The sequence below is a fragment of the Lunatimonas lonarensis genome (assembly GCF_000390185.1).
Classification (GTDB): Bacteria; Bacteroidota; Bacteroidia; order Cytophagales; family Cyclobacteriaceae; genus Lunatimonas; species Lunatimonas lonarensis.
This window is the reverse complement of record NZ_AQHR01000107.1, coordinates 13,706-39,568: the sequence shown is the minus strand read 5'-3', so window position 1 is coordinate 39,568 and position 25,863 is coordinate 13,706. Positions and strand designations below refer to the sequence as shown.

Sequence of the window (25,863 nt, the reverse complement as noted above, 5' to 3'; positions counted from 1 at the left end):
CAGCACACTGAATAGAATGCAATGGTTGGAGCCTCATTACCTCAATAGGTACATCTTGCCGTAACCTCGCTTAAAGGCCTTATCTCCGGCGGTAGCCCGGTGTTCCATAAACTGCCCGTTTTTCCTTACGAGCACCCGGTAGATATATACCCCATTGGCCAATTGGTCTCCGTATTCATCCTTGCCATCCCATGCAAATTCCGAAATATTGTTTCCTATCCGAATCGGCCCGAGCTCGTCCTGGAAGATCTCACGGACGATTTTGCCGGTGACGGTCATGATCTGGATTTTGATTTCATCAGGAACCTCCGATCCGGTCACCGTAAATACAAAGCGGACACTGCTGCTGAATGGATTCGGATAGGGGTAGAAATTGGTGATCTGACTTTCGTTTACCACCTCAAAGTTGATCTCGTATGGTTTTTCTCCTGCCATATTTCCTGCCACATCGCTGGCATTGACACGCAGTACATACAAGCCATCTTCCAACGGGCCCGGCTGAAATTCGATCTTAAATTCACTGTTTTCCGTCGCTTCAAACCACCGAACCTGTGGATTGCTAAAGCTGATTCGTTGGAAATCACATCCCTCACAGGGCTTTTTAAGCATCAATTCGATGCCTACCGTATCTTTTTTGAGGGAGAAGCGGTTTTCGTCTTTCACCACAGTGGAAATCAGGACTGTAGGGGAAACGATATCCCCATCCATGATATAGATCCCGTCAAAATGAACATCTAGGATGGGATTGAGGTCGTCCCCGGCAACGATAAAATAATCCGGTAGATCCATCAGGTTGTTTCGGAACCGTTGCTCCATAAAAATACGGGGGTTGACGGAGACATTGACGGCATTTTTGCCGGCCTTTCCCCTCGAATCAAACGGTAGGGAGAAAGCGTGGCTTTGGCCTCCCTTTACAGCAGGTATTTTCATCGTAAACCGCTCGGTTCTGCGCTGGTCGACATTGTAAAAACTGTATTCGACCGTCAGCGAATCCGGAAAATCAAATTTGGAAATGTTGACAAACTCAAAGGCTACCTCCGATTCCTGTCCTTCGAAGAGGTTTATTTGGTCCTGCCGGGTTTTTAGAATCAGCACACCCTCGGGAACCCCTGTGTAGTTTACCTGCCACTTGTCCAAGTGCTCCGGTACCAAGGCGTCAGGGTCTTCCATGGCATACTTCAGCCGAAGGTAGGGGTAGTCGGTTGGATTAATGCTGTTCAGATCTAGCTGCGTGGTTTGTAAATGGGGATAAAGCGTTACCTCTCCGCCTTCGGGCGTGATACCCACCAAGTCAAAGTGGGATAGGGAGGTATTGAAATAATCGCGCTCCAACACACGGTTGAAGAAGGAAACCCAATGAGAAGAGGGGCCGATCAAAGGAGAAGTAATGCTGGCAAAGGGAGAGAAGCCTTTTAATACGGTTTCAAACCGTAGGGACTGGGCACTGGCCGGTTCTTCCTTTTCATCGTTGGGAACCAGTTCGATCGCATCTCCAGGACGCATACCTTTCCGGCCGAAAAGGACGTAGGGGTCTCCCGTCCGTAGGTTTCGGATCGTAGCCTCATTGGCACCTACCTCCTTCATCTTCATGATCACTTCGTCAGACCAGTCTGAAAAGGTCACATTGCCTATGGAGAATATCACGACATAGTCATCGGGAGCCAAGTTATTTATATAGTCTAAGAGCATGGTTTGTCCGGCACCCGTGATCCATTGGTTTCGGATGTTTTGTATGATTTGGGGGGATCTGCCGCAGGCTTTTGGATCCAAAATCTCGGCAGTGGTCAACGGGATGGGCAGGTAGGGATTGAGCGTTTTGTCCTGAAATGCCAACAATCCAAGCGATCCGGGAAAACAAAGCCTTCCTGCCTGATCCAGTATGTAGGAAACACCGTTAATCAGCAGTTGGATATTGGTCGGGTCCATTCCCTCCATTTCTGGGCCAAATGTGAAGAGGTCAATCGCCAGCTGTTTGTCTTCGAATCTCCAAGAACTGCTTTGCCGATCGATCTGTATATTTTGGAGGCGAGATCCTTCAAACTGGGGTAGTTCCCGTTGGGTCCATCCCTCCGGTCCATTGCGGATATAGGAAAAGCTGGTGGGTGTCCACGCCGCGTTTTCACCGGGCTTAGGTTCTAAAAAGCGGGTTCTCCAATAATAAGTGAGCGAATCCCGTTGCGGAATTTGTTGGAACAGATCGACTTGCCACCTGGCGAGGTTTGAGGTGGTAATACGGGTTTCTCTACGCCAGGCACTTGAAAAGTTGGCGGCCGTGTCAAGCTGTACCACGATGGTACGTTCCTCAACCGACTTGCCCGGAATCTGGGCGATGATTTCTACATTTCTGCTATTTACGATGGCAAAGTCTATGGGGAACAGGTTTAGCGTACCGCTCATTGGTATGTACTTACTTACCATGACGGTATTGTTGGCAAAGGTAAGCTCTTGGATGGGTCTACGTTTGTTGACCTCTATGGTGAAGTGATTATCCCCAAATGCATTGACGCCTGTGTTGCTTATGCTAAGCGAAAGGGTGTCTTTTCGGAATATCGGTTCAAATTGCCTTGTATCGTATGCGACGGTGGTACCATCCGGGAGTTGCCTGCTCACATTGATCTCTATCGAGTCTAGGTTTACAATTCCCAGGTTCCTAACCACGACGGATAACTTGACGGAATCCAACAGCGAGCTGAGCGGGTCGCCGTTGAACCCTTCGAGCCATACTTCCTCAGCGTTTAACGAGTAGTCTGCTTTGTTGGCGGGAAAGATCCTGGCGGCAGGATCTCCCAGCATGATCATCTGGTTGGCATGGCTCTGATTTACTTCAGATGTGCCGTATCGCTCGTATAGAAGCTTGTCCGACTCTATTTTTACCTTTCCCACACTCTGGTATATAAGTGAGGAGTCGGAAAAGGCCTTGGCGTAAAAGGATTCACTGTATCGCCTTAGGTATACGTCGATTCCCACATCCGAATGGGCCAGAAAGTTCGAAGCTCCCCGATCCGGGGTATTGATCCAGTCTTCTCCAAACGTATAGGCTGCTCCGAAGGCATTTCCGGCATCGCAACCATTCAATAACAGTACCGGATATTTTCCTTTATTGCGGTATCCCATTTCGTCGATACCCGCAAAACCGATGTCAATGTCCGTACTGGAGGGAGCAGCATGTCCGAAAAAGGTGACCAAGGAAACGCCTGCATTTACCTGTTCGGAAATATTGATAAGTTCTACGGTTGCATTGGATCGCTTCCGAAAGGTAAACACACTGCCCCCCAAGTAAATATCTTCGGCGGTAGCTCTGAATCCGGACAGGAAATTATAAAATCGCTCCAGCTCAAAGGCAGATCTTCCTCCGCTCAGGTGGATCAGGTTTTTTTGCCAAGGCTCCTGCACACCCAAAGCATCCTTTTCTTTGATCTTTTCTAGGTAATTTGCTACGTCCTCTGGTGTACGGGCGGGTAATCGCCCCACTGCGATGTCTTGCCGCAGTGGAAATGCGGGATCCAATCCCAGCGCATACTGGTTGTCGGAGTACGGATAGCCGAAGACGGGTACCAGGTCCTGGATGGGAAAAATAGCCGGGTTGTTTCGGTAAAAATAGCTGACCCCTCCCGATCGCTGCGTGTTGTAGATGCCAAAGGCACGTCCAATCAACAGCAGGTGGTCGGGCTGATGGATGGGGAAGTAGGTTTTCAAAAATTCACGGATGGCAAGGGGGGATTTTTCGCCATAGGAAAATTGGTTGTACAGCTGTTCCATGGTAACGGTCAGGGTATCGTAACCGCCTCCCGCAGGCCCGGCTCGGTGGGCTGCGTAGGCTTCCACCGGGTTGCCATAGGTGCTCGATGGTTGGGTTAATTTTCTGTGGGAGATAATCAGGTAGTCGGCATTTTGAGCCAGCAAATTCCTAAATCGGACCCGTTCCAGCACGTTTGGTTCTATCACCGTGGAGGTTTGTTGCAGGTGAAGGGTGGCCGGTCGCCCGGGATCCCCTGCGATGGTTTCCAGCAGGTTGCCGGTTCTGCGTACCTCGTGGCGCACCACATGGTAGCTGTCAGAAACATCGTAGACCAGGTAGTTTTGCGATGTGTTCTGTATGGAGAGGCGGGAAATGCCTGAGGGAAACTGCATCCGTCGCTGGTTCACGTCTCCGGCGGGAATTACCACACCTAGCGTTACTTTTATGTAGTTGATGGAAATGTTATCAATCGCACCATCTACGCCCATAGAAGCCACCCGAACCACAAGATTGCCATCTGAGCTGAAATCGGTTGCTTGCAATGGTTCGGAAAGGACGTTAACTTCAAAATTTTGGTAGTCATAGGTGCCCAGTCCACGCAGCGCAGAAAGCGAGGGGCCTACCTGAATTGCTGTACGATGCGGGGTTTCTGATCTGCCCAATAGGCTGATTTCCAAGCTGGGCACCACCAAAGGGCTCAGGGAGCCAAGATTGTTCAGGTTGATAACCCGGTTGGCACCTCTGGCTAGGTTGGTACCGGTCCATCCTTGACCTTGGTCGTATTTGGAAAGACGGACTCCCGGAAAGTAAGACCTGCCCAAAAAGTACTGTTCTGAGAAATCCACTAATTCTTCCCGTATGTAGCTTGAAGTTAAGGGAACCTGATTGGTGGGTGCCTCTTTCACCTGCATGCGCTTTCCCCTTACCCCCGGAGTCACTGTCAAAAAGAAGGCAGTGGTGTCGTTATGGGTATTGTAGTAGGGATTGGGCAGGTGATTTGGGTCGGAATATAACGCTAAGTCTAGGGAGGCATCGTTCTTTTTTCCCATAAATTGGATGAAATCACCCGTGTCAAACCGACCATCCTGCTGTCCGTCGAGCTGAATGGCTACCTCTTGTCCTCTGTGATAGATCCTGATATCCCGGGGATCGAGGGTGTTCATATTGATGCCCGAAGCAGCCAATGTCGTGTAGCTAAGTCGGTAAATGCTGTTTGCTGCGGTAGGGATTTTGTAATAGTCTTGGCTATAGTTGATCCATTGATTGTTTTGACCGAAAACGGCCCCTATCCACCACGTTAGTATAGCTGTAAAGAATACCTTTTTCATTTTTCCTCCACGGTATCCCAACCTTTGTTTAATCTGAAATTAGACTTAAGCGGGTTTAGGCTCACTTTTACGCTAAACACATGGGAAAACGGTGTTTCCGACACGCTACCAATATCTGTCAATGCATAATCAATCTGCACCTTGCTGTTTACCAAAAAGCCCAGGCCGAAACTTGGTTGAAACGAGGTGTAGGTGGACTGATCAAAATCTCGAACCCGCTGTATGTTCCCTGCCCCGAGGCGCAGGGAGGCTGTCTTTTTATAATTCACTTCCAATCCCGCCCTTGGGTCTACGCTGAACAAGTCGGTGGCCAACACGGCATTTCGCTTGCCATCAAAGGTCATGTCCAGATCAACTGCAAACACAGCATCAATCAAGTCGTTTATTTCCAGGTGCTTTCCCACGCTGAAAATCGCCCGGGGAAGCGTCAGTTCAATGCTGTTGATGGGGACTTCGTTGTTGGTCTGATTGTAAATGTCCCGTACCATATCTGCATTGTGAAACCATGCGTTGAAGGTAGTCGTCACATCCCTGAGCATTAGTCCAAATCGCCATGAATCGTGGAGGTATATCCCGCCCACATCCAGCCCAAATCCCCATGCGTTGGCAAATTTCCCCACATTTCTGTGAATCAGTTTCGTATTTACCCCGAGCTTAAAGTGGTCACTGATGTCGCGGGCATAGGATAAAACCAGCGCATAATCTGCAGCATTGAAAAATTGGATATTGTTGTAGTTCAAAGCTCCGTTGGCATCGTACAAAAAGCGTGTGTCGGGAATATCGTCCACCCCAAACCGGATGATTGAAATGGCGACTTGGTTGTCTTCCTGGATATTGGTGGTGAAGGCACCGTAATCATATTTCGCAATGCCGGCAAAGTACTCCGCGTGCATCAGCGCAAATTCTTGTTCGTGCTGTACGCCAATAAGTCCCGCAGGATTCCAATACGCAGCGGTAACATCCCGGACGATGGACGCCTGTGCACCCCCCATGCCCAGCGCCCGCGCTCCGACCCCTATCGATAAAAATTCGTTGGAGTACTTGGGAGCAATACCTTGGCCTACTGACTGAAAAACTACCCCAGCAAACAATACAACATAAAAATACCCCCTGATAATCATTTGATTGATTCACATCCCAGATGCAAAATAACAGGAATTTGGATTCGTATAAATAATCCGTTGCAATTAATTTCCTTTTTTTCTGAATGGGTGGCCGATTTCGGACAAGTGAGTGTTCAGTGCCAATACAATCCTTGCTTGTTTTTTGGGGATTGCAGTCAGTTTATTCGTTTCCTTGGAAATTTATTTAGGGTGGTAAAGGGATAAAAACGGCCCGAAAACCGCATTGGGGGCGTGTTTTTGGATTATGGGTGGTCAAGCACGCTTCCCTATTTGGTATTGCCCAGTACCTTTGGTAAACTTGGTACTGTTTTTTTAGAAGGAAACCAATAAATGGCCATTTTCAAACGCCCAAGTGAAAGGGCATGGCCTGAAAAGGAAAATGACGGAAATCATGAATGTGTCAAACACAAAGGTTCAAATGCGCAAAGGAATATTGGAATGCTGCATTCTCCATATCATCGCCAGGGGAGAAGTATATGCCAGCGATCTGATGGAGGAGCTGAAAGGGGCGAATCTCATCATCGTGGAGGGAACACTCTATCCCCTCCTTAACCGCCTCAAAACTGCCGGATTGGTAAGTTACCGATGGGTAGAGTCCGAGTCAGGGCCGCCCAGAAAGTACTATGTCATCACAGACGAAGGGTTGGTTTTCTTAGGGGAATTGGCCGAGACGTGGACTACGCTCCATGTTTCCGTTAATTCCATACTATCCAAAACAGAAGTGCCGAATCAAACTCCCGATAAGTAACCCCAGCAACAATAAATCGAAGTCAAATGAAGAAGACGATCAGTATAAACATCAGCGGAATCCTTTTTCACATCGAGGAGGAGGGATACGCCTCGCTCAAGAAATATTTGGATGCCATCAATGCCCATTTTTCCCATTACCAAGACAATCATGAGATCATCACTGACATTGAAAGCAGGATTGCCGAGATATTTCTGAGCAATTTGAAAAACAACAAGCAGGTCATTACAGCTGAGGATGTAAAAAACCTGATTGAAAAAATGGGGACGATTGCCGATTTCGAATCGGTGGAGAGCCAAGAAAGTGAGGAGGATGCCCCTCAGGAAAACGATTTTTACAAATACGTCACTCCCAATGATCAACAGGCCAGTACAGCCTATAAGAAGCTGAAGCGTTTTCAACATGGGAAGGTGTTGGGTGGGGTTTGTGCGGGTTTTGCCCATTACTTTTCCATAGATCCCCTTTGGACCCGTCTCATTGCTATTTTACTTTTGTTTAGTGGAGGTTTGCGCTTTGCGAAAATGCCCTTTGAGTTTTTTGGAGATGCCTTCAATCTTCGACTGTCACTGGGGTGGTGGTCGGTGGTTGCTTATCTGTTGCTTTGGGCCATCTTGCCCGTCACCGACGAAAAGCCAGAGGATAAAAACATCAAAAAACTGTACCGAAATCCCGATGACCGGGTGCTTGGAGGGGTGGGTAGCGGCTTGGCAGCGTACTTCAAAATTGATGTTATATGGCTGCGTTTGGCCTTTGTGGCCATGGTGTTTGCTGGTGGAGCGGGTATTGTCCTTTATCTGATTTTATGGATCATTACCCCCATGGCAAAATCCATCACGGAGCGAATCGAGATGAAGGGAGGGGCCATCACGCTCACCAACATCGAAAATACCCTCCAGCAAAATATCAAGCCGGAGTCGCCAAAGGAGGAATCGTCGGTAAAGCGCCTGCTCCTTTTTCCGTTTCGGATCCTTGGAGAGATACTTAATGGACTTGGAAGGGCATTGGGGCCGTTCGGGCGATTTATTGTCGACTTTGTCCGGGTAATATTTGGCCTTTTAATTTTTGTATTAGGGATGTTGATCGTCGTTGCTCCGCTTATCTTTCTGGGGATTTACGCAGAGGTGTTGACGGACAATGATTGGGGGTATTTCCTTGATGGGGTACCGGTAGAGGCTTTTGTGGAGACATTCCCGTTTTGGTTGGCTATTTCGGCTGCTGTGGTGGCGATTATTCCGGGCATCGTAATTACCCTTCTGGGTATAAGTGTACTCGTGAAAAGAAGCTTGATAGACTCAAGATTTGGCTTGGTACTTTTTGGTGTATGGATTCTCAGCATCGTGTTCACTGCCTTTCAGTTCCCTAGATTGATTTCCCAGTTTAAGGAGCAGGCCAGTGTGGATTTCGATCATAGAGTTCCGTTGCCAAGCCAGACACTATTTATCAAATCGGGCGGACTTTCCCCGTCGGATCATGAAATAGGGAGTGTGTCACTCACGATCAAAGGCCATCCGGGAAATGCGGCCTTGCTGGAACAGACCTTTACCTCCAAAGGCAGAACTGAAATAGAAGCGATGGAAAATGCCGAATTCGTTACCTACGAATACGTGTTGGAAGACAGTATTCTGACCTTTGGCAGCAAGCTGGGCTTTCCCGACCTTTCCAAGTATCGTGGGCAAAACCTACGGCAGACCCTATTGTTGCCATATAATTATCCATTTGTCCTGGATCGGACGCTTTTGCCCATCCTTCGAGGTACAGTAAGTGCGGGCGGGTATAAAAACCGGGACGTAAATGGAAGAAATCATTGGGTGTTCAATGAGGAAGGATTGCTCTGTTTGACCTGTACCCCAGATCGTCCACAGTCGGAGATTGATAGTCTAACAAGGGTCAAATTCCGGGACAAATATTTTATGAATCCCTAAGCTCTGGGTTAATACCTGTATATTTGGGGGGAGCTGTTCGAAAATGGATTGGGCCAATAGCATAGCAGCGTCAAGGACAGGTGTCCTGTTAATAGGTCTAGCGGTCGCCAATCCTGCTTTTGAGCAGCCTACCCCAATCTCCTGATGAACGAGGGGCTGTAGAAGCTGATCGAAGATGGACTTTTGATGACGTCGTGTGTTGAGTACTCCATAAATTAGTTGGGTAACTGTCAGCCATGCGGCCCACCGCGGGAGAAGGTTGGAAGTTATGACAGTTGAATGATAAGTAGAGACACATGAACGTAAGGGTTAAGTTTTTAGGAGGTGCCGGTACGGTAACCGGTTCAAGGTTTTTGTTGGAAATTGGATACGTCAGGGTCTTGGTGGACTGTGGGTTGTTTCAGGGAATGAAGGATTACCGTCTCAGAAATTGGGAGCCTTTTCCTGTAGATCCTGCCGGGATAGACATGGTTTTGTTGACACATGCCCATATCGACCATTCCGGCTATTTGCCCAAATTGGTGAAGGAGGGCTTTTCGGGTCCGATTTATTGCACGGAGCCGACGTTGGAGCTGGTAAAAATCTTGCTCTTGGATGCCGGCAAACTCCAGGAGGAGGAGGCGGAGTATGCGCAGAAGAAAGGGTACTCAAAGCATGAAAAGCCGGAACCCCTATTTAATATCAAAGATGCCGAGCGCGTCTTCCCCTTGTTGGAGCCATTACGGTTTGAAGAGGAATATGTCCTAAATGATGTTTTAAGGGTCACGGCCTATAATGCAGGCCATATATTGGGTGCCGCTATTTTAAAATTGAAGGTAAAAGGAGACAATCAAGAAAAGAAAATTGTGTTTTCGGGGGATTTAGGACGCTACAGGGACCCCATTTTAAACCCGCCGGCAGATATTCCCTTTGGCGATGTGGTATTTATGGAGTCTACCTACGGGAATCGGGTAAATGAAAACACCATGGTAGCGGGACAACTGGCTAAGATTATCAAAGACACCTATATGAGGGGAGGCGTGTCAGTGATCCCTTCATTTGCCGTAGGTCGTACGCAGCTGATTTTATACATGCTGCACCGCATGCAGAAATTGGGGGCGATTCCAGACATACCCATTTACGTAGATAGTCCCATGGCTATTGATGTGACTCAGTTATACAAGACTTTTGGGCATTACCATCACTTGGGGCCGTTTTTGGATGAATCCGATGCAAACCCATTTTTGCACAAGAACCTTCACTATTACAAAACGCAGGATGCATCCATGACCTTGAATCACCTGAGGGGAGATGCGATCATTATTTCTGCCAGTGGCATGGCCACAGGAGGCAGGATCCTCCATCATCTGTACAACCGATTACCCAACGAAGACGATAGTGTGATTTTTGTCGGTTTCCAACCAGAAGGTACCAGAGGCCGCAAGCTGTTGGATGGAGACAAGGTATGCCGCATTTATGGGGTAGATGTTGCAGTCAAGGCATCGGTTCACTTTGTGGAGGGACTATCGGCCCATGCAGATCAGCGGGAATTGGTGGAGTGGAGCGATGGGTTTATTCATAAGCCCAAAATGGCGTTTATGGTTCATGGTGAAAAAGAGGCGTCTCAAGCCCTTGCCGGCTTACTGAAGGAACGCCATGGTTGGAATACTCTATTGCCTGATTATATGGAATCTTTTGAGTTGTTTTCCGGGATCTAGCCCTAGTGATATGAAGGTGCGGGGGCTTTGGTTGGGTATACTGTTCGTTGCTGCGTTTAGCGCGTGTAGACCTACAAAACCTGTCTCACAAGGCCTTAAGGGACAGGTTTTTTGGTTGGAAGGCAATTTGATGCCCCAAGCGGGCGGAACTGTTTCGGCGCCCCAAGAGAAGGATCTCCGATCCCCCGTGGCCCGTAGGGTGGTAATACACACCTTAACAACACTTGACCAGTTGAATGTTGGGGACTTTTTGATAGGTTCTATTCAGACACCAAGGATCGCAGAGCTCGAAACTGACGAAAACGGTCGGTTTGAGATTGAGTTGCCTATTGGCGCTTACTCCGTTTTTACGGTAGAGGAGGAAGGGTATTTTGCCAACGTTTTTGACCAGTACAACCACGTCAATCCCATCCAGGTAAAGGAGGGAGAATGGACTTTTTTGGAAATAGTCGTTAATTATCTTGCTGTTTATTAGTTAGTTATATTTATAGTGTTAAATTTCCCAAAATATCCATCGGGTTGGAGGCAACCTACAGGGATGTTATTGTATCTAGTCTAGTAGAATCGTCGTTCGAATGTTTGTCCGGAAAATTTACCAAGAAGAAGAGCTGATCAAAAAGTGTCTTGCGGGAGAGCGAAAAGCCCAACGCGCGCTTTACGAGATTTATGCCGGTAAATTTTTGGCGGTTTGCAGGCGGTATGTAAAAGATCCCGAATTGGCGGAGGATGTTATGATTGAGGGTTTTGCTAAGATATTTGAGAATCTACCTCGCTTTCAGGCCAAGGGAAGTTTTGAGGGATGGATGCGAAGGATTATGGTCACGCAGTCATTACTGTACATTCGGAATAACAAGGACCTACAAATGGAGGTACAGCTAGATGGTATAGAGGGGGTATTTCATGCAGCATCGGAATATGACAGGCTGGAGACTGATGACATACTCAGACTAATAGATGAGTTGCCGACAGGGTACAGAACGGTGTTTAACCTATACGCAATAGAGGGGTATTCGCATAAGGAAATCCATGAGTTGCTGGGAATATCGGAAAATACGTCAAAATCTCAATTGAGCCGTGCCCGGGCTTTGTTAAGGGAGCGAATAGAGGCAGAAGATGTAAAGGAAAGGAATCATGGACGATAAACAAGTGGATAGACTGTTTAGAGAGAAATTATCGGGTTTCGAAATGAAGCCTAAGCCGGACTCCTGGAGCCGGTTGGAGGGTAGGCTTTCGATCCCCAAAAAGCCACACCGATACCATCGGATCTGGCAAGCTGCCGCGGTTGTTGTACTGGGGATGCTTGGTTTCTTGGCCTGGGAATTGGTTCCCTTTCGGGACGAACCCACCGCTGATCATCTTGCTACCAGTATTTCAGAAGACTTCTCTATGCCGCTGGAAATTGCCATCCCTGCCCCAGAGTTGGTTGAAAAACGCCAGCGTCCGAGGGAACCCAGCAAAATCACTCCATCACCGAGAAAAGCTGTGGCCGTTGTTGGGACTCCGGAATTGCCTCCCAAGAAGGAAGAAGAGGTGTCTTCAGACATTTCTGGTAGCGAAGGGTGGAAGCTTGATGATTTGGCCTTGGAAGCTGGATTTATCTCTGAAATAGAGGTTGGTATTGAACCGGAGGCAGCTGATATTGGCGAAGGCCTCGTTGCTGATGAGCCTCTGCTGGTGAGGGTACGCTTGGTGTCAAAGGGGTATGCGTTCGCACCGGATAAGCCGGATCTTATCGAAGGAATCGAGGATGGGATCGAGAAATTGAGCGGCCTCATGGCCAAGGTGGACAAAGGCTTTGCCGATCTACAGGATGTGAAAAACAACTTTTTTTCTTCGGTTGGATCGCAGATGAGAAACAGAAAGGAACTCCGATGAATATAATCTAAAATCTAGTTTTCCAAAGGCAGGCAGTATGGCCAAAGTACCACAAAATGTAGTGAATTTGCACCAAATCAATATCTCCGAGTAGTTGGAATCGGCTTTATCCTCCTTTGGGTTTTGGAAATGTTTTGACCGTTAAAAATATAATTTTAAACAGATGAAGAAGTACCTAATTGCAGTCATTTTCATGGCTCTATACCAACAGTTGTTTGCTTTTCAGGGCGATGTAGTGGAAAAAACCGGGCGAGACAGTATCATTGTAGAGTTTGGTAAATCCGGAAAGCTGGTTTTTGCTATCGACAATCCCCGTGATTTTGAGCGGCTCAAGCAGATGGACGTAAATCAAATCATCCGTGAATTGGAGCTGAACATACCCGATATGGAAGGGGAGCAAACCGTGGTAGAAATCAAATACCGAGATGGAAAAAAGGAAATCGTTCGGGTATATGAAGACGGGACCGAAACGGAAGTTTCCGTAGGGAGGTACAAGCTGATTGTTGACGAGTCCGGAGCAAAGACTACGGTCAAGCTGGAGTCCGAGCCCAAGACCAAGAAGGATCCTGATTTTCGTACCTATTTTAGCATGGATTTGGGGATCAATACCTATTTTGAGGACGGTTCCATTCCCAGTCCCGCGGAGCCCTATTCGGTAAAAGGTTGGGGCAGCTGGAACGTCAACCTAAACTGGATGGCGAGTCAGAAAATATCCCAAGGGGCCTACTGGGATTTTGGGCTGGGTGTTCATTGGTATAATTTTAAGTTTAACAATACAGGATATCAGCCGCGCACTACGGATATGGGAGTAGATTTTTTGCCCCGTCCAGACGTAAACGGATTTAAGAGTAAGATATCGGCTTCGTATCTGACAGCGATGACTTTATTCAAGTATGACTTTGGCAAAAGGTATGAAAAAGGGAGGGATGGCATACGGGTCGGTATCGGTCCCTATGCGGGCTATCGCTTGGGAGGGCGAAGCAAGTTCGTGTACCGGGAATTGGAAGGGTCTGGCAGGAGAAAAATCAAGGAGGGTGCGGGAGGCTACCTAAACAACTTTCGGGTAGGCCTTCGTGGAGAGTTTGGATTTCGTAGCGTGACATTCTTTTCTACCTACGACTTTAACTCGCTGTTTCATCCGGATTTGGGACCCTCCGTTAGCCCCATGTCCTTTGGCATTGTATTTTGAACAAGCTTAACTGATAGGATCTATGGATTTTCATAAAACTACGTTTCTTCTGGGAATACTTCTCCTCTTTTCGGGGTCTTTGCTTGGGCAGGAGTTAATTGAGAAGAGTTTTGGCCAAATTGAGGTATTGGAAATGGACATTGGCGGTGTCGATGTGGCATATGTCGGTATCCCAGGCAAAGAGGATATTAGCCTTAGTGCCATGTTCGGAAAGACTGAAGATGGGGCACGCAATTTTTTCATGGTGACGGTAGGAACCACACTGAAGCTGTCCTACAAAACACCTTCGAAGCCAATTCCTCCATTGGAAAAGCGATTTATTCGTTTGGAGGGGCCGGAACAAATCCGTATCGTCGCCAAGAATTCTACGGGACTCCTTTCAATAAGGAACGTTACCTCTGCAGAGACCAGGTTATCCGTAAACTCGGGAAGTATCAGAAGTCAGCAGATTCGTGGAGACCTCGTCCTTAGGGCAAATTCGGGTAGGATAGAAGTGCAGCAAGTAACCGGAGATGTGGTGTGTTCGGTGGCCTCCGGCGAAGCGGATCTTACGGATGTAACCGGGCGCGTGACACTCACCGCAAGCAGCGGTTCCCTAAAGGGCAAAAACCTTCTTGGTTTGGTGCAGGTAACGCTTTCTTCGGGCAATGCCAGGCTCGATCAATTGGGAGAGTTGGGGAGTGTGACGGTATCGTCAGGAAATGTAAGGATTACCAAGGCCGAATTAGGGCCAGAAACCCAGTTCACCGGCTCCTCCGGCAACATAGATGTTTCTACTTCCTCTGATTTGTCCAACTTTAACTTTCAACTAGTTGCTGGAAGCGGATCGCTGAAGGTAGGCAATATCAGTAACACAAAGGCTCTACAGATTGACAACGGGGCCGAGGTCACCATACGGGGAGCGATGCGTTCCGGATCACTGCGGATCACCAACTGACCTGAAGAAGGTGGCAGTTAGGGATCTCTGCGGTTGATTTCGTAAACCAGGTCTTTTTCTTCACCTTTCAGCCTAAGTCCACGGATGATCCGATCCGGAGTGGGCTTGCCGAGTGAGACGAATACAAGACAGACGGCATAAGTAATGGTAAATCCCGGCATCTCGTAAATCAGCAATCCGGCAGCAGATAGGAACCCCACCGCAAATAGAATGTAAAACCTCTTATGGGATGCAACGGCATAGGCTTTAAATTTTTCCATGATCGGATTGGGTTGCGCATTTATCGCTCGAATCTCCTTCCGGAACTGGATGGTTTGTAACAGCAGTAGGCCAATGGCCGTCCAAAGAAGTAAGGGGGAAAAAATGGGGGGCAGCGACGGAATTGCCAGCTGCATGGTGCCTCCCGTAGTGTATAGGTACGAGAAAGAGAAGAAAGGAAGCGGAACGGCTGTTAGTATCAGTACGTTTCGCTCCAGCTTCCGAAATTCTTTTTTTAGGGGATTCTCAGCGCTCATTGTATTTGCTATTCGATGCTGATTTTTATTTCACCGGACTTTGGTTTGGAGGAACAACAGAGAATATATCCCTGGGCAATTTCGTTTTCGCTCAAACCGGCATCTTCTACCATGGAAACTTCGCCAGATAGCAGCCTTCCACGACAGGCGGTACAAAGTCCACTTTGACAGGAATAGGGCATGTCTATGTTTTCATCCAGCCCTGCTTCAAGGATGGTTTTTCCCGGAGGTACCTGAAACGTGTAGGATTCGCCCTCCAAAACCACACTCACTTCTTTATGGATAGGAGCGGCTTCCAACGATTCAACTTCTTCTTCCATCTCATCGGCTTCTTTATAAAAGCTCTCAGAGTGGATGTATTCTTTTTTCAAACCCTGTGCTAATAACGTTTCCTTCGCCAACTCCATCAATTCATTCGGTCCGCAAAGGAAATAATGGGATTCGCTATTGGTTGGCGTTTTTTGGTTTTCAATAAAACGTTGAATCGTATTCGCTTGAATACGCCCACTGTTTCCTTTCCAGGTATCAGAAGGTTTGCTGAGTTGATGTAGGATTTCCAGTCGCCCGGGGTATTGCTGTTGTAGCTTCTCTAGGTTTTCCTTGAAAATAATTTGGTCTTCTGAGCGACTTCCGTAGAGAAGGTTTATGGTGGAGAGGGGTTCGTTGATCAAAATTGATTTGAGAATACCCATGATAGGCGTAATCCCACTCCCGGCGGCAATCATGCCATAGGAGCGCTCGTGCTTGGAGTGGTATTCATTGGTGAAGTTGCCCAAGGGTTTCATCACGGCGATTTTTTTCCCAGGGAAAATATGATCGTTCAAATAGTTGGATACGATGCCTCCCGACAGTCGTTTTACGGTAATGGCTGGGTGAGGGTCTAAATAGGGCGAGGTACACAAGCTATAGGAACGCCTTTCCTCTTTTCCATTTATTTCGATAATTACCGTCAGAAATTGTCCCGGTTTATATTCAAGGTGAGGCTCAGGCTGTTCAAAAACAATGGTGACTGCATCTGAAGTTTCCCGAATGACTTCCCTCACTTTTAGGGTGAGATAGGAGGAATTGGATTCACTGTTTTTGGGATTTTTTGAAAATAACTTGAAAAGCATCCTGTTTTTATCTTTTGTTTTACACAGCGTATTTTTACACAAGTATTCGTTTTGTTTACATTCAATGCCATTTACCAAGCATTGGAATGGTTTTGTCATCAAGTAAACCATTCAAGACAACCAAAGGTTCTTTTAAAAAATCATATTTTTTTGTGATCGTTGTAGCGTTTTTGCCTGTCTATACGTATTGGCGCTGAAAACTAATAAAAATCCAACAATGAACATTGAGAAAAGAGCCAATTTGTCCCGGGTTTTAAAACGGATAACGGTGGCTGTAATGATTGTGTCGGCAGCGGGGCTTAGCTCCTGTTTGAACGAAACGGAAATGCCCGAGATGGCACCGATTGCCTTTGTGTCGTTTTACCATGGATCGCCGCAAACGGATCAACTGACCATCACGGTGGACAATAGGGTTTATAACTCTAATCCATTCCGCTTCGGAAATTACTTTGACTATGGCAATTTTTATACGGGATCCAGAAATTTCTCATTCCGTAATCCAGGGGCTTCCAGCAGTCTACTGGATACCTTGGTGACCCTGAAGGCCAGTGAAACCTATTCTGTATTTCTGGCAGACCATCAAGAATTGTTTAAGACCATTATCGTAAAGGATAAACTGGAGAACCCGGGGCCTGGAAAAGCGCTGCTGCGGATTGCCCATCTGTCGCCCGATACCCCTGCGGTCAACCTAGTAATTGGTAATGCCGCTCAACCGGTTATTGAGGAGCAATCCTTTGGGGAAATTTCGGATTACAAAGCGATCGATGCAGGACGTTTTAACCTAGCAATACGAGAAGCAGATGGCAGCGGGGCAACCTTGGTAGTCGCCAATGAAACTTCCGTACTAGCTGGACGAATTTATACGTTGGTGATAAGGGGTTATAGCGAACATGGGCAGGGCACAGAAAACCGGCTTAGTCTGCAAATGATACGCAACTACCCTAATTACTGACCGTTTCAAATAACTTGCCACTCAGGTTGGTGCCCTGTGGGGTATGGGAGAGAGAGTAAATTTTTCAGATTACCGGAATCCATTGGAGATGCTAATTTTCTCCAATGGATTTTTTCGTTTCTACCGATCTATTTAACTGGGTAGGTTGGAGCTCTATTGGACGGATCGGGCCAATATTTTCGGAATAAAAGCGTATTTTTGCATTTCTTTAAAAAGACATCGGAACATAGACTACCTCATGGAACTAAATCATTTGACGGCAATTTCATCAATCGATGGACGATACGGAAGTAAAACCATTGAACTACGAGCGTATTTTTCAGAATTTGCCCTCATCAAGTATAGGGTCCACGTGGAAGTTGAGTATTTTATAGCCTTGTGTGAAATGCCTCTTCCCCAATTGAGGGATGTCGATGAAGCCGTTTTTCCATCGCTACGTAAGTTGGTGGAAGACTTTTCTGAGCAGGATGCTAATTACATAAAGGAAATAGAAAAGACCACCAACCACGACGTAAAGGCGGTAGAGTATTTTTTGAAAGCCAAATTTGAGGCCCTTGGACTGGGTGCCTTTTTGGAGTTCATCCATTTTGGACTTACTTCGCAGGATATCAACAATACCGCAGTACCGATGATGCTGCGTGATGGCTGGAATAATTCCACTCGTGGAGAGCTGGAAGCGGTGTTGACCGCTCTACGTATCCGGTCGGAAGAATGGGCAGAGGTGCCCATGTTGGCCAAAACCCACGGACAGCCTGCATCGCCGACCCGGCTGGGCAAGGAAATCGCGGTTTTTGTTAGCCGCTTGGAAAAGCAGATGGCGGATCTGTCCAATATACCCTTTGCCGGTAAATTTGGGGGGGCGACTGGCAACATGAACGCCCACTATGTAGCCTATCCGTCGATTGATTGGCACGGGTTTGCCGATCGTTTCGTCAGGGATTATTTAGGACTCCACCGGAGTTTTCCAACCACACAAATTGAGCATTACGACTATTTGGCTGCATTTTTTGACGGGCTCAAGCGGATCAATACGATCCTTTTGGATCTTTCCAAAGACGTTTGGCAATACGTTGCCATGAATTACTTCAAGCAAAAGATCAAAAAAGGTGAGGTGGGTTCTTCGGCGATGCCACATAAAGTAAATCCCATAGATTTTGAGAATGCAGAAGGCAATCTAGGTATAGCCAATGCCTTATTGGAGCATCTGTCGGCAAAACTGCCCATCAGTAGATTACAACGTGACCTGACCGACAGCACGGTACTACGCGTCATTGGTGTACCGTTGGCGCATATGAGTATTTCCTTTCAGTCATTAATCAAAGGCCTAGGAAAGCTGGAGTTGAATGAGGCGGCGTTGCGCGCTGATTTGGAGGATAACTGGGCAGTGGTGGCTGAGGCCATACAGACCGTGTTGAGGAGGGAAGGCTACCCGAAACCCTACGAGGCACTCAAAGACCTTACCCGTACGAATTCCCATATCACAGAGGAGAGCATACGAGAATTTGTGCAAACCCTAGAAGTGGCAGACCACATCAAAAAAGAGTTGTTGAGGATCAGTCCATTTAACTATACCGGGAAATAATAACCTGGGAAAATCGTAACATTTTTTGTTGAATCAACGTTGGTCTTAGTTTATTTCAAAATTTCAGTTTAACAATGATTTTGATTGTGCTTAACAAACCCGTTTTTTATTTGGTCGGTTGAGTGTAGCTCATTAAATACTTTTAATTTTGGAGAATAGGTGGGTTTCTGATATGGTTTCAACCATTTTTCAGTAGCTGCTAAAATGAATATCAACCGATTAATTTAGTTTCTAATGCCTAATAGAAAAGGGTTGTTTGGCAATCTTGGAGCAGATTTGCCAGCAGGTTTAGTAGTTTTTTTGGTGGCACTCCCACTTTGCTTGGGTATAGCCCTTTCATCGGGTGCGCCTCTGTTTTCCGGCGTTATTGCAGGCGTGGTAGGGGGTATTGTCGTCGGGTTTTTATCCGGTTCGCATACTTCGGTTTCAGGTCCAGCTGCGGGACTGACAGTGATTGTACTCAATGCGATCACCGATCTAGGTGCATTTGACCTTTTTTTGACGGCTGTTTTCCTTGCCGGAGCGATCCAAGTTGGCTTGGGCATGGCGAAGGCAGGTGTCATAGGATACTATTTCCCCACATCGGTAATAAAGGGCATGCTTGCCGGAATCGGAATTATCCTAATTATAAAGCAGATTCCGTATGCCTTTGGTGTAGCTGATACCCGGGATTTGTTGGAATACGCCCCTTTTGTCAATGATTTGGATGCGGTGATGTCCCTAAACCTTCTTGTGACGAGTGTGATCGAATACGGATCCTTAATTGTAGCACTGGTCTCCATTGGTATTATGCTCCTTTGGGAGAAACCGGTTGTCCAAGGGAATAAGATTTTGAAGCTGTTGCCAGGGGCTTTGGTGGCTGTTTTGGTGAGTATTGGCATCAATAAGTTTTTCAAGTTTTTTGTTCAAGACCTCTATATCACTACCGAAGATAAAGTGAAGCTTCCCGAGATTTCGGGTTTCAGCAGTTTAGTGGATCAATTGATGTTCTTGGATCCAAGCGGATTTTTGGATTCGAAAGTATGGGTAGTAGCTATTACTATCGGAATAATCGCGAGCTTGGAAACGCTTTTGAGTCTGGAGGCAGCCGATAAAATTGATCCCTACAAGCGCATTTCTCCGCCCAATAAGGAGCTTTTTGCACAAGGTATAGGTAATATGGTCAATGGACTGATTGGTGGCCTGCCTGTTACAGCGGTAATTGTGCGGAGCTCAGCCAACGTCAGTTCCGGAGCGAAATCAAAGCTATCGGCTATTTTTCATGGTCTTTTGTTGTTACTAAGTGTGCTGATTATTCCCAACCTGTTGAATCTGATCCCCTTGGCCAGTTTAGCCGCGGTGTTGTTGTTGGTAGGGTATAAGCTGGCCAAGATATCTTTGTTCAGAACCATGTACAAACTGGGGTGGGATCAGTTTTTGCCCTTCTTTGCGACAATTTTGGGAATCATCGTTTTTGATCTGTTGAAAGGAATCGGCATAGGCATGGCCATTGGTGTCGTTTATATATTGATGAGGAATTATAAAAATGCCTACTTCTACAAAGAAACTACGGATTCCGATTCAAAACTTCACCATATTGTCCTATCAGAGGAAGTAAGCTTTTTAAACAAGGGAGCTCTGATTTCCGCACTCAATAAGATTCCGGTAGATTCCAAGGTCATTATTGACGGATCCAACTCAAAGGTGATCGATTACGATGTATTGGAGGTGATCGAAAACTTCAAAACGAATGCCCTGGAGAGGAATATTGAGGTAGAAACCATCGGCATTCAATCGGTGGTGATCAAATCCCTTCATTGAGGGTCACCCAATGATGATGGAAGCCTATCGTATCGGTAGAGTACCGGTTCGATCTTTAGCCGCTTTTCGCTCAGGGTAAAGTAACTGGATGCGTCTGGTAGGAAGGAAATGGCCTCTCCCTGAGGTTCTGGCTTGTAAGGAAGTAGAATCGGGTCTTTGGCCAAAGCCTGTCCTATGCTCTCCGATGGCACTCTGGGCCAATAGTAAACTACCCAGTAGTTTTTGATCACAATATGTCGACCATCTTTGGATATGTCACCCGCGACAGACATGGTGATGGGCAGTTTTCGGACTTTTTCCAGTTCGAAGCTTCTCTCTCCACTTCGAAGTTTTTCCGCATGCAGTGTATAGAGGGTGTTGCTGGAATCCCGTTTTGAAAGGATAAAGATGTCTCCACTCAGTGGGTCAACCATAAGGGTTTCGGCGTCTTTGGAGCCATCAGGGTACCTGAGCTCTATAACGTCCGGTGTTATTTCCATGTCTTTCGATAGCTCCGTTGGTTCCGGAAACCGAAACAGGCTGATAGAAGGGTACTTCCCCTGATTGTCGCCGATTTCACCGACATAAATATAGGAGCTGCCCGGATTTGGTCCCGGCCCTATGGCGATGTCCTCCCAATCTCTGTTTTTGACACCACTGAGTTTGATCGTGCCGATGTCTTTGCCCTTGTGGTCAATCATAAAAACAAATGGATCGCCTCCACTATCATTGTGGGTATAAAGTAAGTTGGGATGTTGCCAGGAGGCGGCCAATCCGCTTGCTTCATCGATGGCCCTATTATCGATTTTTCCGGCCGTGATGGGTTGGGAATACAGTGTGTCGATGACCTGGGGGTCTATCCTTACATCGTACTTTTCCTGGATCTTTTCGGCAATCAAAAAGGGGAATATCGAAATAGCGAAGAAAAACTTCCAGATTAGCTCTATGTAATACTGCATGTGCCGGTCTTTTCGAGGTGGGACGGGACTAACAAGAAAACGTTGGCCGTCATGATTTATTTCGATACGCAAAAAAGATTACCGCGGTTCGCCCTGCCTGGAATTTTTCATGGGAGTTCGATGTATTGGGCATCCCTTTCTTGGAAATACGGCATTGTCTGTTACGTGCATTTAGGATGGCCTAAAACCAAAAAAGCGGAACCCAAAGGTTCCGCTCCCTGTCCGTATAGATAGATTAATCTGCTTTTTCTTTTCGTGCTACACTGATGGCTAAGGCGTCTCCCTCACCCGCATAGTCCGCCATAATCACATCACCTTCGGAAAGCTCCCCTTTGAGGATCTCTTCGGCGATGGCATCCTCCAAGTATTTTTGGATGGCACGATTGAGTGGTCTTGCACCGTACTGTTTGTCGTACCCCTTATCCGATAGGAAGTCCTTCGCCCTGTCGGTAAGCTTGATTTCATATCCCAGATCGGTGATTCGCTTGAACAACTTTGCCAAGTTGATATCGATGATTTGATGGATATGTTCCTTGCTCAGGCTGTTAAAGATAACCACATCGTCGAGTCTATTGAGAAATTCTGGGCTGAAAGCTTTCTTCAACGCACTCTGTATGGTGGATTTCATCACGTCATCCATATTGTCTTCTTTGGCTTTGGAAGAGAATCCTATGCCTGCACCAAAATCCTTAAGATCCCTCACGCCGATGTTTGAGGTCATGATGATAATGGTGTTTCGGAAGTCAACCCTTCTACCCAGCCCGTCGGTTAGGATACCGTCATCCAGTACTTGGAGAAGAATGTTGAATACATCTGGATGTGCTTTTTCGATTTCGTCCAGCAAGACGACGGAATAGGGTTTTCTCCGCACTTTTTCGGTCAATTGTCCACCCTCTTCGTAGCCTACGTAGCCCGGAGGAGCTCCCACCAATCGGGATACGCTGAATTTCTCCATGTACTCCGACATATCAATCCGTATTAGGGCATCGTCTTTTGCGAATAGGTAGGTCGCCAGCATTTTCGCGAGCTCTGTCTTACCCACTCCCGTTGGACCTAGAAATATAAAGGAACCGATGGGTTTCTTGGGATCTTTGAGACCTACCCGCGTACGCTGAATGGCTTTGGTCAACTTGACAATGGCATCGTCTTGTCCCACCACTTTACTTTTCAGCTCGTTGGCCATATTGAGCAGCTTTACTCCTTCGTTTTGGGCGATCCGTTTGGCGGGTATACCGGTCATCATGGCAATGACCTCCGCTACGTTATCTTCTTCTACGATGTAGCGTTTGGTCTTGCTTTCTTCTTCCCATTTCGCCTTGGCGTTTTCCAGTTGCTCCAACAGTTTCTTTTCACGGTCACGCAACTGGGCTGCCTCTTCGTATTTCTGTGACTTTACAACACGGTTTTTTTCGATCTTAATCTTCTCCACCTCTTCTTCCAGGCTGAGGATATTTTCTGGCACGTGGATATTGTTGATGTGTACCCGTGCACCCGCCTCATCCAGGATATCGATGGCCTTATCCGGCAAAAAGCGGTCGGATATGTATCGGTCGGATAGGTTTACGCAGGCTTGGATGGCTTCGGGAGTGTAGATCACATTGTGGTGATCCTCGTACTTGTCCTTGATGTTTTGCAGAATTTGTACGGTCTCTTCAGGAGAAGTCGCATCTACCATTACCATCTGAAACCGACGTGCCAGTGCACCGTCTTTTTCAATGTATTGTCGGTATTCGTCCAACGTAGTTGCCCCGATGCATTGGATTTCGCCCCTGGCAAGTGCCGGTTTGAACATGTTGGAGGCATCCAGTGAGCCGCTGGCACCACCTGCTCCCACGATCGTATGAAGCTCGTCGATAAACAGAATCACATTCGGAGATTTCTCCAGCTCGTTCATCACGGCTTTCATTCGCTCCTCAAATTGGCCACGGTATTTGGTGCCCGCAACCAGGGAAGCGAGATCCAACGTCACCACGCGCTTGTTGAACAATACACGGGAAACTTTCTTTTGGATAATACGCAGTGCCAAGCCTTCCGCAATGGCAGTTTTACCTACTCCGGGCTCTCCTATCAGAATGGGGTTGTTTTTCTTTCTTCTGGAAAGAATCTGTGCCACCCGCTCGATCTCTTTTTCCCTACCTATGATCGGATCCAACTTGTCCTCTTCGGCCATGCGGGTCAGGTCTCTGCCAAAATTGTCAAGTACAGGTGTACGTGACTTTTCGGCGGTTCCTGATTTGCCCGTGGTGGAAGACCCGCCGGATGACCCAAACAACTTGGATCCGTCGTCGTCCGAATCGTCCGCCTCGGTGCCTGAACGTGGGGATTGGTCTGTCTGAAACTCAAGCATCTCCTTTACGGCATCGTAGTTGGCATCAAATTTTTGAAGGATTTGGGTAGCGATGTTATCTTCATCCCGAAGGATGGACAACAGCAAATGTTCTGTGCCGATTAGTTGGCTTTTGAATATTTTTGCTTCCAAATAGGTGATTTTGAGTACCTTCTCTGATTGTCTGGTCAGTGGGATGTTTGCCAGATTCTTTACGGTGTGGTTAGCGGTGCCTTTAACTGCCCTTTCCACAGCGTTTCTCAATTCATCCAGGTTAACTCCCAGTTTTTTTAGAATGGAAACAGCTACACCTTCTCCCTCACGGATCATTCCCAACAGAAGATGTTCCGTGCCTATGTAATCGTGACCTAGACGCAACGCTTCCTCACGGCTGAGGGAGATTACTTCTTTGACTCTGTTTGAAAATTTTGCTTCCATTTATGTGTAGGTATTTTCAGCTTTTCAATTCCTTCTTTAATACTATCAAATTTGTGTTAAAAACACAAAACATTTATGTATTGTTCAACCTGTTTTTTGCGGATAGGTTTAAAATCGCTTTGGCATCCGGCCCCATACAAAACAACAGATCGACAATGCTAAGGTTTGGTACAAAGTCTAAGCCAAATACTTGGGGGTAACGAACCGGTGTGTAATATTCCCCATCCAACACCTTCGATTTCGCGTCCAAAGCCCCTCTCAGATCCAATAATCCCTCTTTTTGGTTGGGTTTACTTACCCATGCCTTCTTGCCACATAGATTCAGAAATCTAAGACAAATTGTCAGTAAATCCAAGTTAAGTTTCCACAGGAACCTGGGTTGCGAATGAATCACTGCCTCCAAGTCCGGGAATAAATGCTCAAAAAAAGGAGCCTTCCCATACGCACTCTGAAAGCCACGTAGGTGCACATTCACCCATTTTTGCCTATAATCGATTTCCTGGGATTCATAAGGCTTGCCTTTGGTGCCTTCTTTTACCGGGACACTTAATTTTTCTACTTTGTTTGCCAGGCGAATCTCACACCGGTTTCTATAGCTTTGTTTAACGTATCTGTCTTCCAGTTGGATATGAATTTGACTGAAATCTTTTACCATGCAGAAATATTCCAGATTAGGCAGGTAGTACAGATCCGTAATTACACCACTCATCATGTTAATTTGTTGCCCTTGTCGTCTTTATGGGTATCTGGGTTTATTCGTCAGAGATAGTCGTCTATTTCACCCATGCCCTGGCGGATGATGGTAATTTCATCATTGGTACAGTCCACTACGGTCGAGGCCACATTATGGCCATATCCACCGTCGATGATGATATCGACCTGGTCTTTGTATTTTTCGTAAATCAGTTCCGGATCGGTGCTGTATTCGATGACATCGTCTTCATCCCGTATCGAGGTGGTCAGAATGGGTTGGCCCAGTTCTTTCACCAATAGCCTGGGGATGGCGTGATCGGGAACGCGTATACCCACCGTCTTTTTTTTGCTGTTGAGCAGTTTAGGTACTTTGTTGTTTGCTTCCAGGATAAAGGTAAATGGACCCGGGAGTGCCTTTTTCATCAGCTTAAATACGCGGTTTCCCAACGCCCTCGTGTATTCGGATATGTCGCTAAGGTCGTAACAGATAAAGGAAAAGTCATGTTTTTCCGCCTTTACCCCTTTGATCTGCGCAACCCGTTGAATGGCTTTTTGATTAAAAATGGCACACCCCATTCCGTAAATCGTGTCGGTGGGGTAGATGATCACTGCACCAGCTTCGAGCGCATCGACAATCTTTCGGACCCTCCGGGGATCTGGATTCTCGGGATACAGTTTGATAAATTCGGCCGGCATGCGTGGTTGGGATCTCTGGTTTGGACGCAAGTAGCGCAAAAGCACTATACTTTTCGCGAAAAGTAGAATTTTTATTTTTCAAATAAAAGCATCCACCCGCGTTTACCATTGAAAATACAATTTTTGGGTCGCCCTTGTGGGGTGTATCGGGGATTTTTCGCCCCAAACCGGATGGTTGTCCAAGGGTGGTCCGATCGGTCAGTACGTACATCCTACCTGTCGATGAACCCCAATCTTGCATTTTCCTGTTAT

General features: G+C 46.9%; 19 protein-coding genes. 11 read left to right on the top strand and 8 right to left on the bottom strand.

What is annotated here, in order from left to right; translation table 11 throughout:
- Nucleotides 1–36: 36 nt before the first annotated feature.
- Together porU2 and ADIS_RS18425 are read right to left on the bottom strand one after the other, a co-directional pair.
- Nucleotides 37–5,067: a putative type IX secretion system sortase PorU2 gene (porU2, locus tag ADIS_RS18430; protein ID WP_010856199.1), complete on the bottom strand. Its 5,031-nt coding sequence runs from the start codon at nt 5,065–5,067 to the stop codon at nt 37–39.
- Entirely contained in the window at nt 5,064–6,188 is a 1,125-nt protein-coding gene (locus ADIS_RS18425; RefSeq protein ID WP_010856198.1) for a putative type IX sorting system protein PorV2, read from the bottom strand. Before ADIS_RS18425 ends, porU2 begins: the two co-directional genes overlap by 4 nt.
- A gap of 394 nt (nt 6,189–6,582) precedes the next feature.
- Between ADIS_RS18425 and ADIS_RS18420 the strand changes: the two genes are divergently transcribed.
- From ADIS_RS18420 to ADIS_RS18385, 8 genes are all read left to right on the top strand, one after another.
- Entirely contained in the window at nt 6,583–6,939 is a 357-nt protein-coding gene (locus ADIS_RS18420) for a PadR family transcriptional regulator (protein ID WP_035806996.1), read from the top strand.
- Nucleotides 6,940–6,965: 26 nt separating this feature from the next.
- Complete coding sequence (locus ADIS_RS18415; protein WP_010856195.1) at nt 6,966–8,861, top strand: PspC domain-containing protein; 1,896 nt, start codon at nt 6,966–6,968, stop codon at nt 8,859–8,861.
- Between the two features lie 296 nt (nt 8,862–9,157).
- On the top strand, nt 9,158–10,558 hold the full coding sequence (locus ADIS_RS18410; RefSeq protein ID WP_010856194.1) for an MBL fold metallo-hydrolase RNA specificity domain-containing protein: 1,401 nt from the start codon (nt 9,158–9,160) through the stop codon (nt 10,556–10,558).
- Nucleotides 10,559–10,568: 10 nt separating this feature from the next.
- Nucleotides 10,569–11,033, top strand: a complete 465-nt coding sequence (locus ADIS_RS18405) for a hypothetical protein (RefSeq protein WP_035806932.1) — start codon at nt 10,569–10,571, stop codon at nt 11,031–11,033.
- Between the two features lie 100 nt (nt 11,034–11,133).
- Nucleotides 11,134–11,700: an RNA polymerase sigma factor gene (locus ADIS_RS18400; RefSeq protein WP_010856192.1), complete on the top strand. Its 567-nt coding sequence runs from the start codon at nt 11,134–11,136 to the stop codon at nt 11,698–11,700.
- Nucleotides 11,690–12,433, top strand: coding sequence for a hypothetical protein (locus tag ADIS_RS18395; RefSeq protein ID WP_010856191.1), 744 nt, complete (start codon nt 11,690–11,692; stop codon nt 12,431–12,433). Before ADIS_RS18400 ends, ADIS_RS18395 begins: the two co-directional genes overlap by 11 nt.
- A gap of 163 nt (nt 12,434–12,596) precedes the next feature.
- On the top strand, nt 12,597–13,622 hold the full coding sequence (locus ADIS_RS18390) for a porin family protein (RefSeq protein WP_035806929.1): 1,026 nt from the start codon (nt 12,597–12,599) through the stop codon (nt 13,620–13,622).
- Between the two features lie 22 nt (nt 13,623–13,644).
- A complete protein-coding gene (locus ADIS_RS18385; protein ID WP_010856189.1) occupies nt 13,645–14,559 on the top strand; it encodes a DUF4097 family beta strand repeat-containing protein in 915 nt (304 codons plus the stop codon).
- A 17-nt stretch (nt 14,560–14,576) separates the two neighbouring features.
- Here ADIS_RS18385 and ADIS_RS18380 read toward each other — a convergent pair whose 3' ends face one another.
- Nucleotides 14,577–15,074, bottom strand: a complete 498-nt coding sequence (locus ADIS_RS18380) for a hypothetical protein (RefSeq protein WP_010856188.1) — start codon at nt 15,072–15,074, stop codon at nt 14,577–14,579.
- Between the two features lie 8 nt (nt 15,075–15,082).
- Nucleotides 15,083–16,186, bottom strand: coding sequence for a ferredoxin--NADP reductase (locus tag ADIS_RS18375; RefSeq protein ID WP_010856187.1), 1,104 nt, complete (start codon nt 16,184–16,186; stop codon nt 15,083–15,085).
- Nucleotides 16,187–16,403: 217 nt separating this feature from the next.
- Between ADIS_RS18375 and ADIS_RS18370 the strand changes: the two genes are divergently transcribed.
- From ADIS_RS18370 to ADIS_RS18360, 3 genes are all read left to right on the top strand, one after another.
- On the top strand, nt 16,404–17,138 hold the full coding sequence (locus ADIS_RS18370; RefSeq protein WP_010856186.1) for a DUF4397 domain-containing protein: 735 nt from the start codon (nt 16,404–16,406) through the stop codon (nt 17,136–17,138).
- Nucleotides 17,139–17,376: 238 nt separating this feature from the next.
- The gene (gene purB / locus ADIS_RS18365) at nt 17,377–18,720 is read left to right on the top strand and encodes an adenylosuccinate lyase (RefSeq protein ID WP_035806926.1); all 1,344 of its coding nucleotides are present in this window, start codon (nt 17,377–17,379) and stop codon (nt 18,718–18,720) included.
- 234 nt (nt 18,721–18,954) lie between these two features.
- On the top strand, nt 18,955–20,520 hold the full coding sequence (locus ADIS_RS18360) for a SulP family inorganic anion transporter (protein WP_035806924.1): 1,566 nt from the start codon (nt 18,955–18,957) through the stop codon (nt 20,518–20,520).
- Here ADIS_RS18360 and ADIS_RS18355 read toward each other — a convergent pair.
- The 4 genes from ADIS_RS18355 to ADIS_RS18340 form a co-directional block, all read right to left on the bottom strand.
- Nucleotides 20,514–21,458 (bottom strand): hypothetical protein, encoded by a 945-nt coding sequence (locus tag ADIS_RS18355; protein ID WP_010856183.1) that lies wholly within the window; start codon nt 21,456–21,458, stop codon nt 20,514–20,516. The genes ADIS_RS18360 and ADIS_RS18355 overlap by 7 nt on opposite strands.
- A gap of 235 nt (nt 21,459–21,693) precedes the next feature.
- Nucleotides 21,694–24,222 (bottom strand): ATP-dependent Clp protease ATP-binding subunit, encoded by a 2,529-nt coding sequence (locus ADIS_RS18350; protein ID WP_010856182.1) that lies wholly within the window; start codon nt 24,220–24,222, stop codon nt 21,694–21,696.
- 73 nt (nt 24,223–24,295) lie between these two features.
- A complete protein-coding gene (locus tag ADIS_RS18345; protein ID WP_010856181.1) occupies nt 24,296–24,934 on the bottom strand; it encodes a WbqC family protein in 639 nt (212 codons plus the stop codon).
- A 47-nt stretch (nt 24,935–24,981) separates the two neighbouring features.
- A complete protein-coding gene (locus ADIS_RS18340) occupies nt 24,982–25,611 on the bottom strand; it encodes an L-threonylcarbamoyladenylate synthase (protein WP_010856180.1) in 630 nt (209 codons plus the stop codon).
- Nucleotides 25,612–25,863 lie beyond the last annotated feature (252 nt).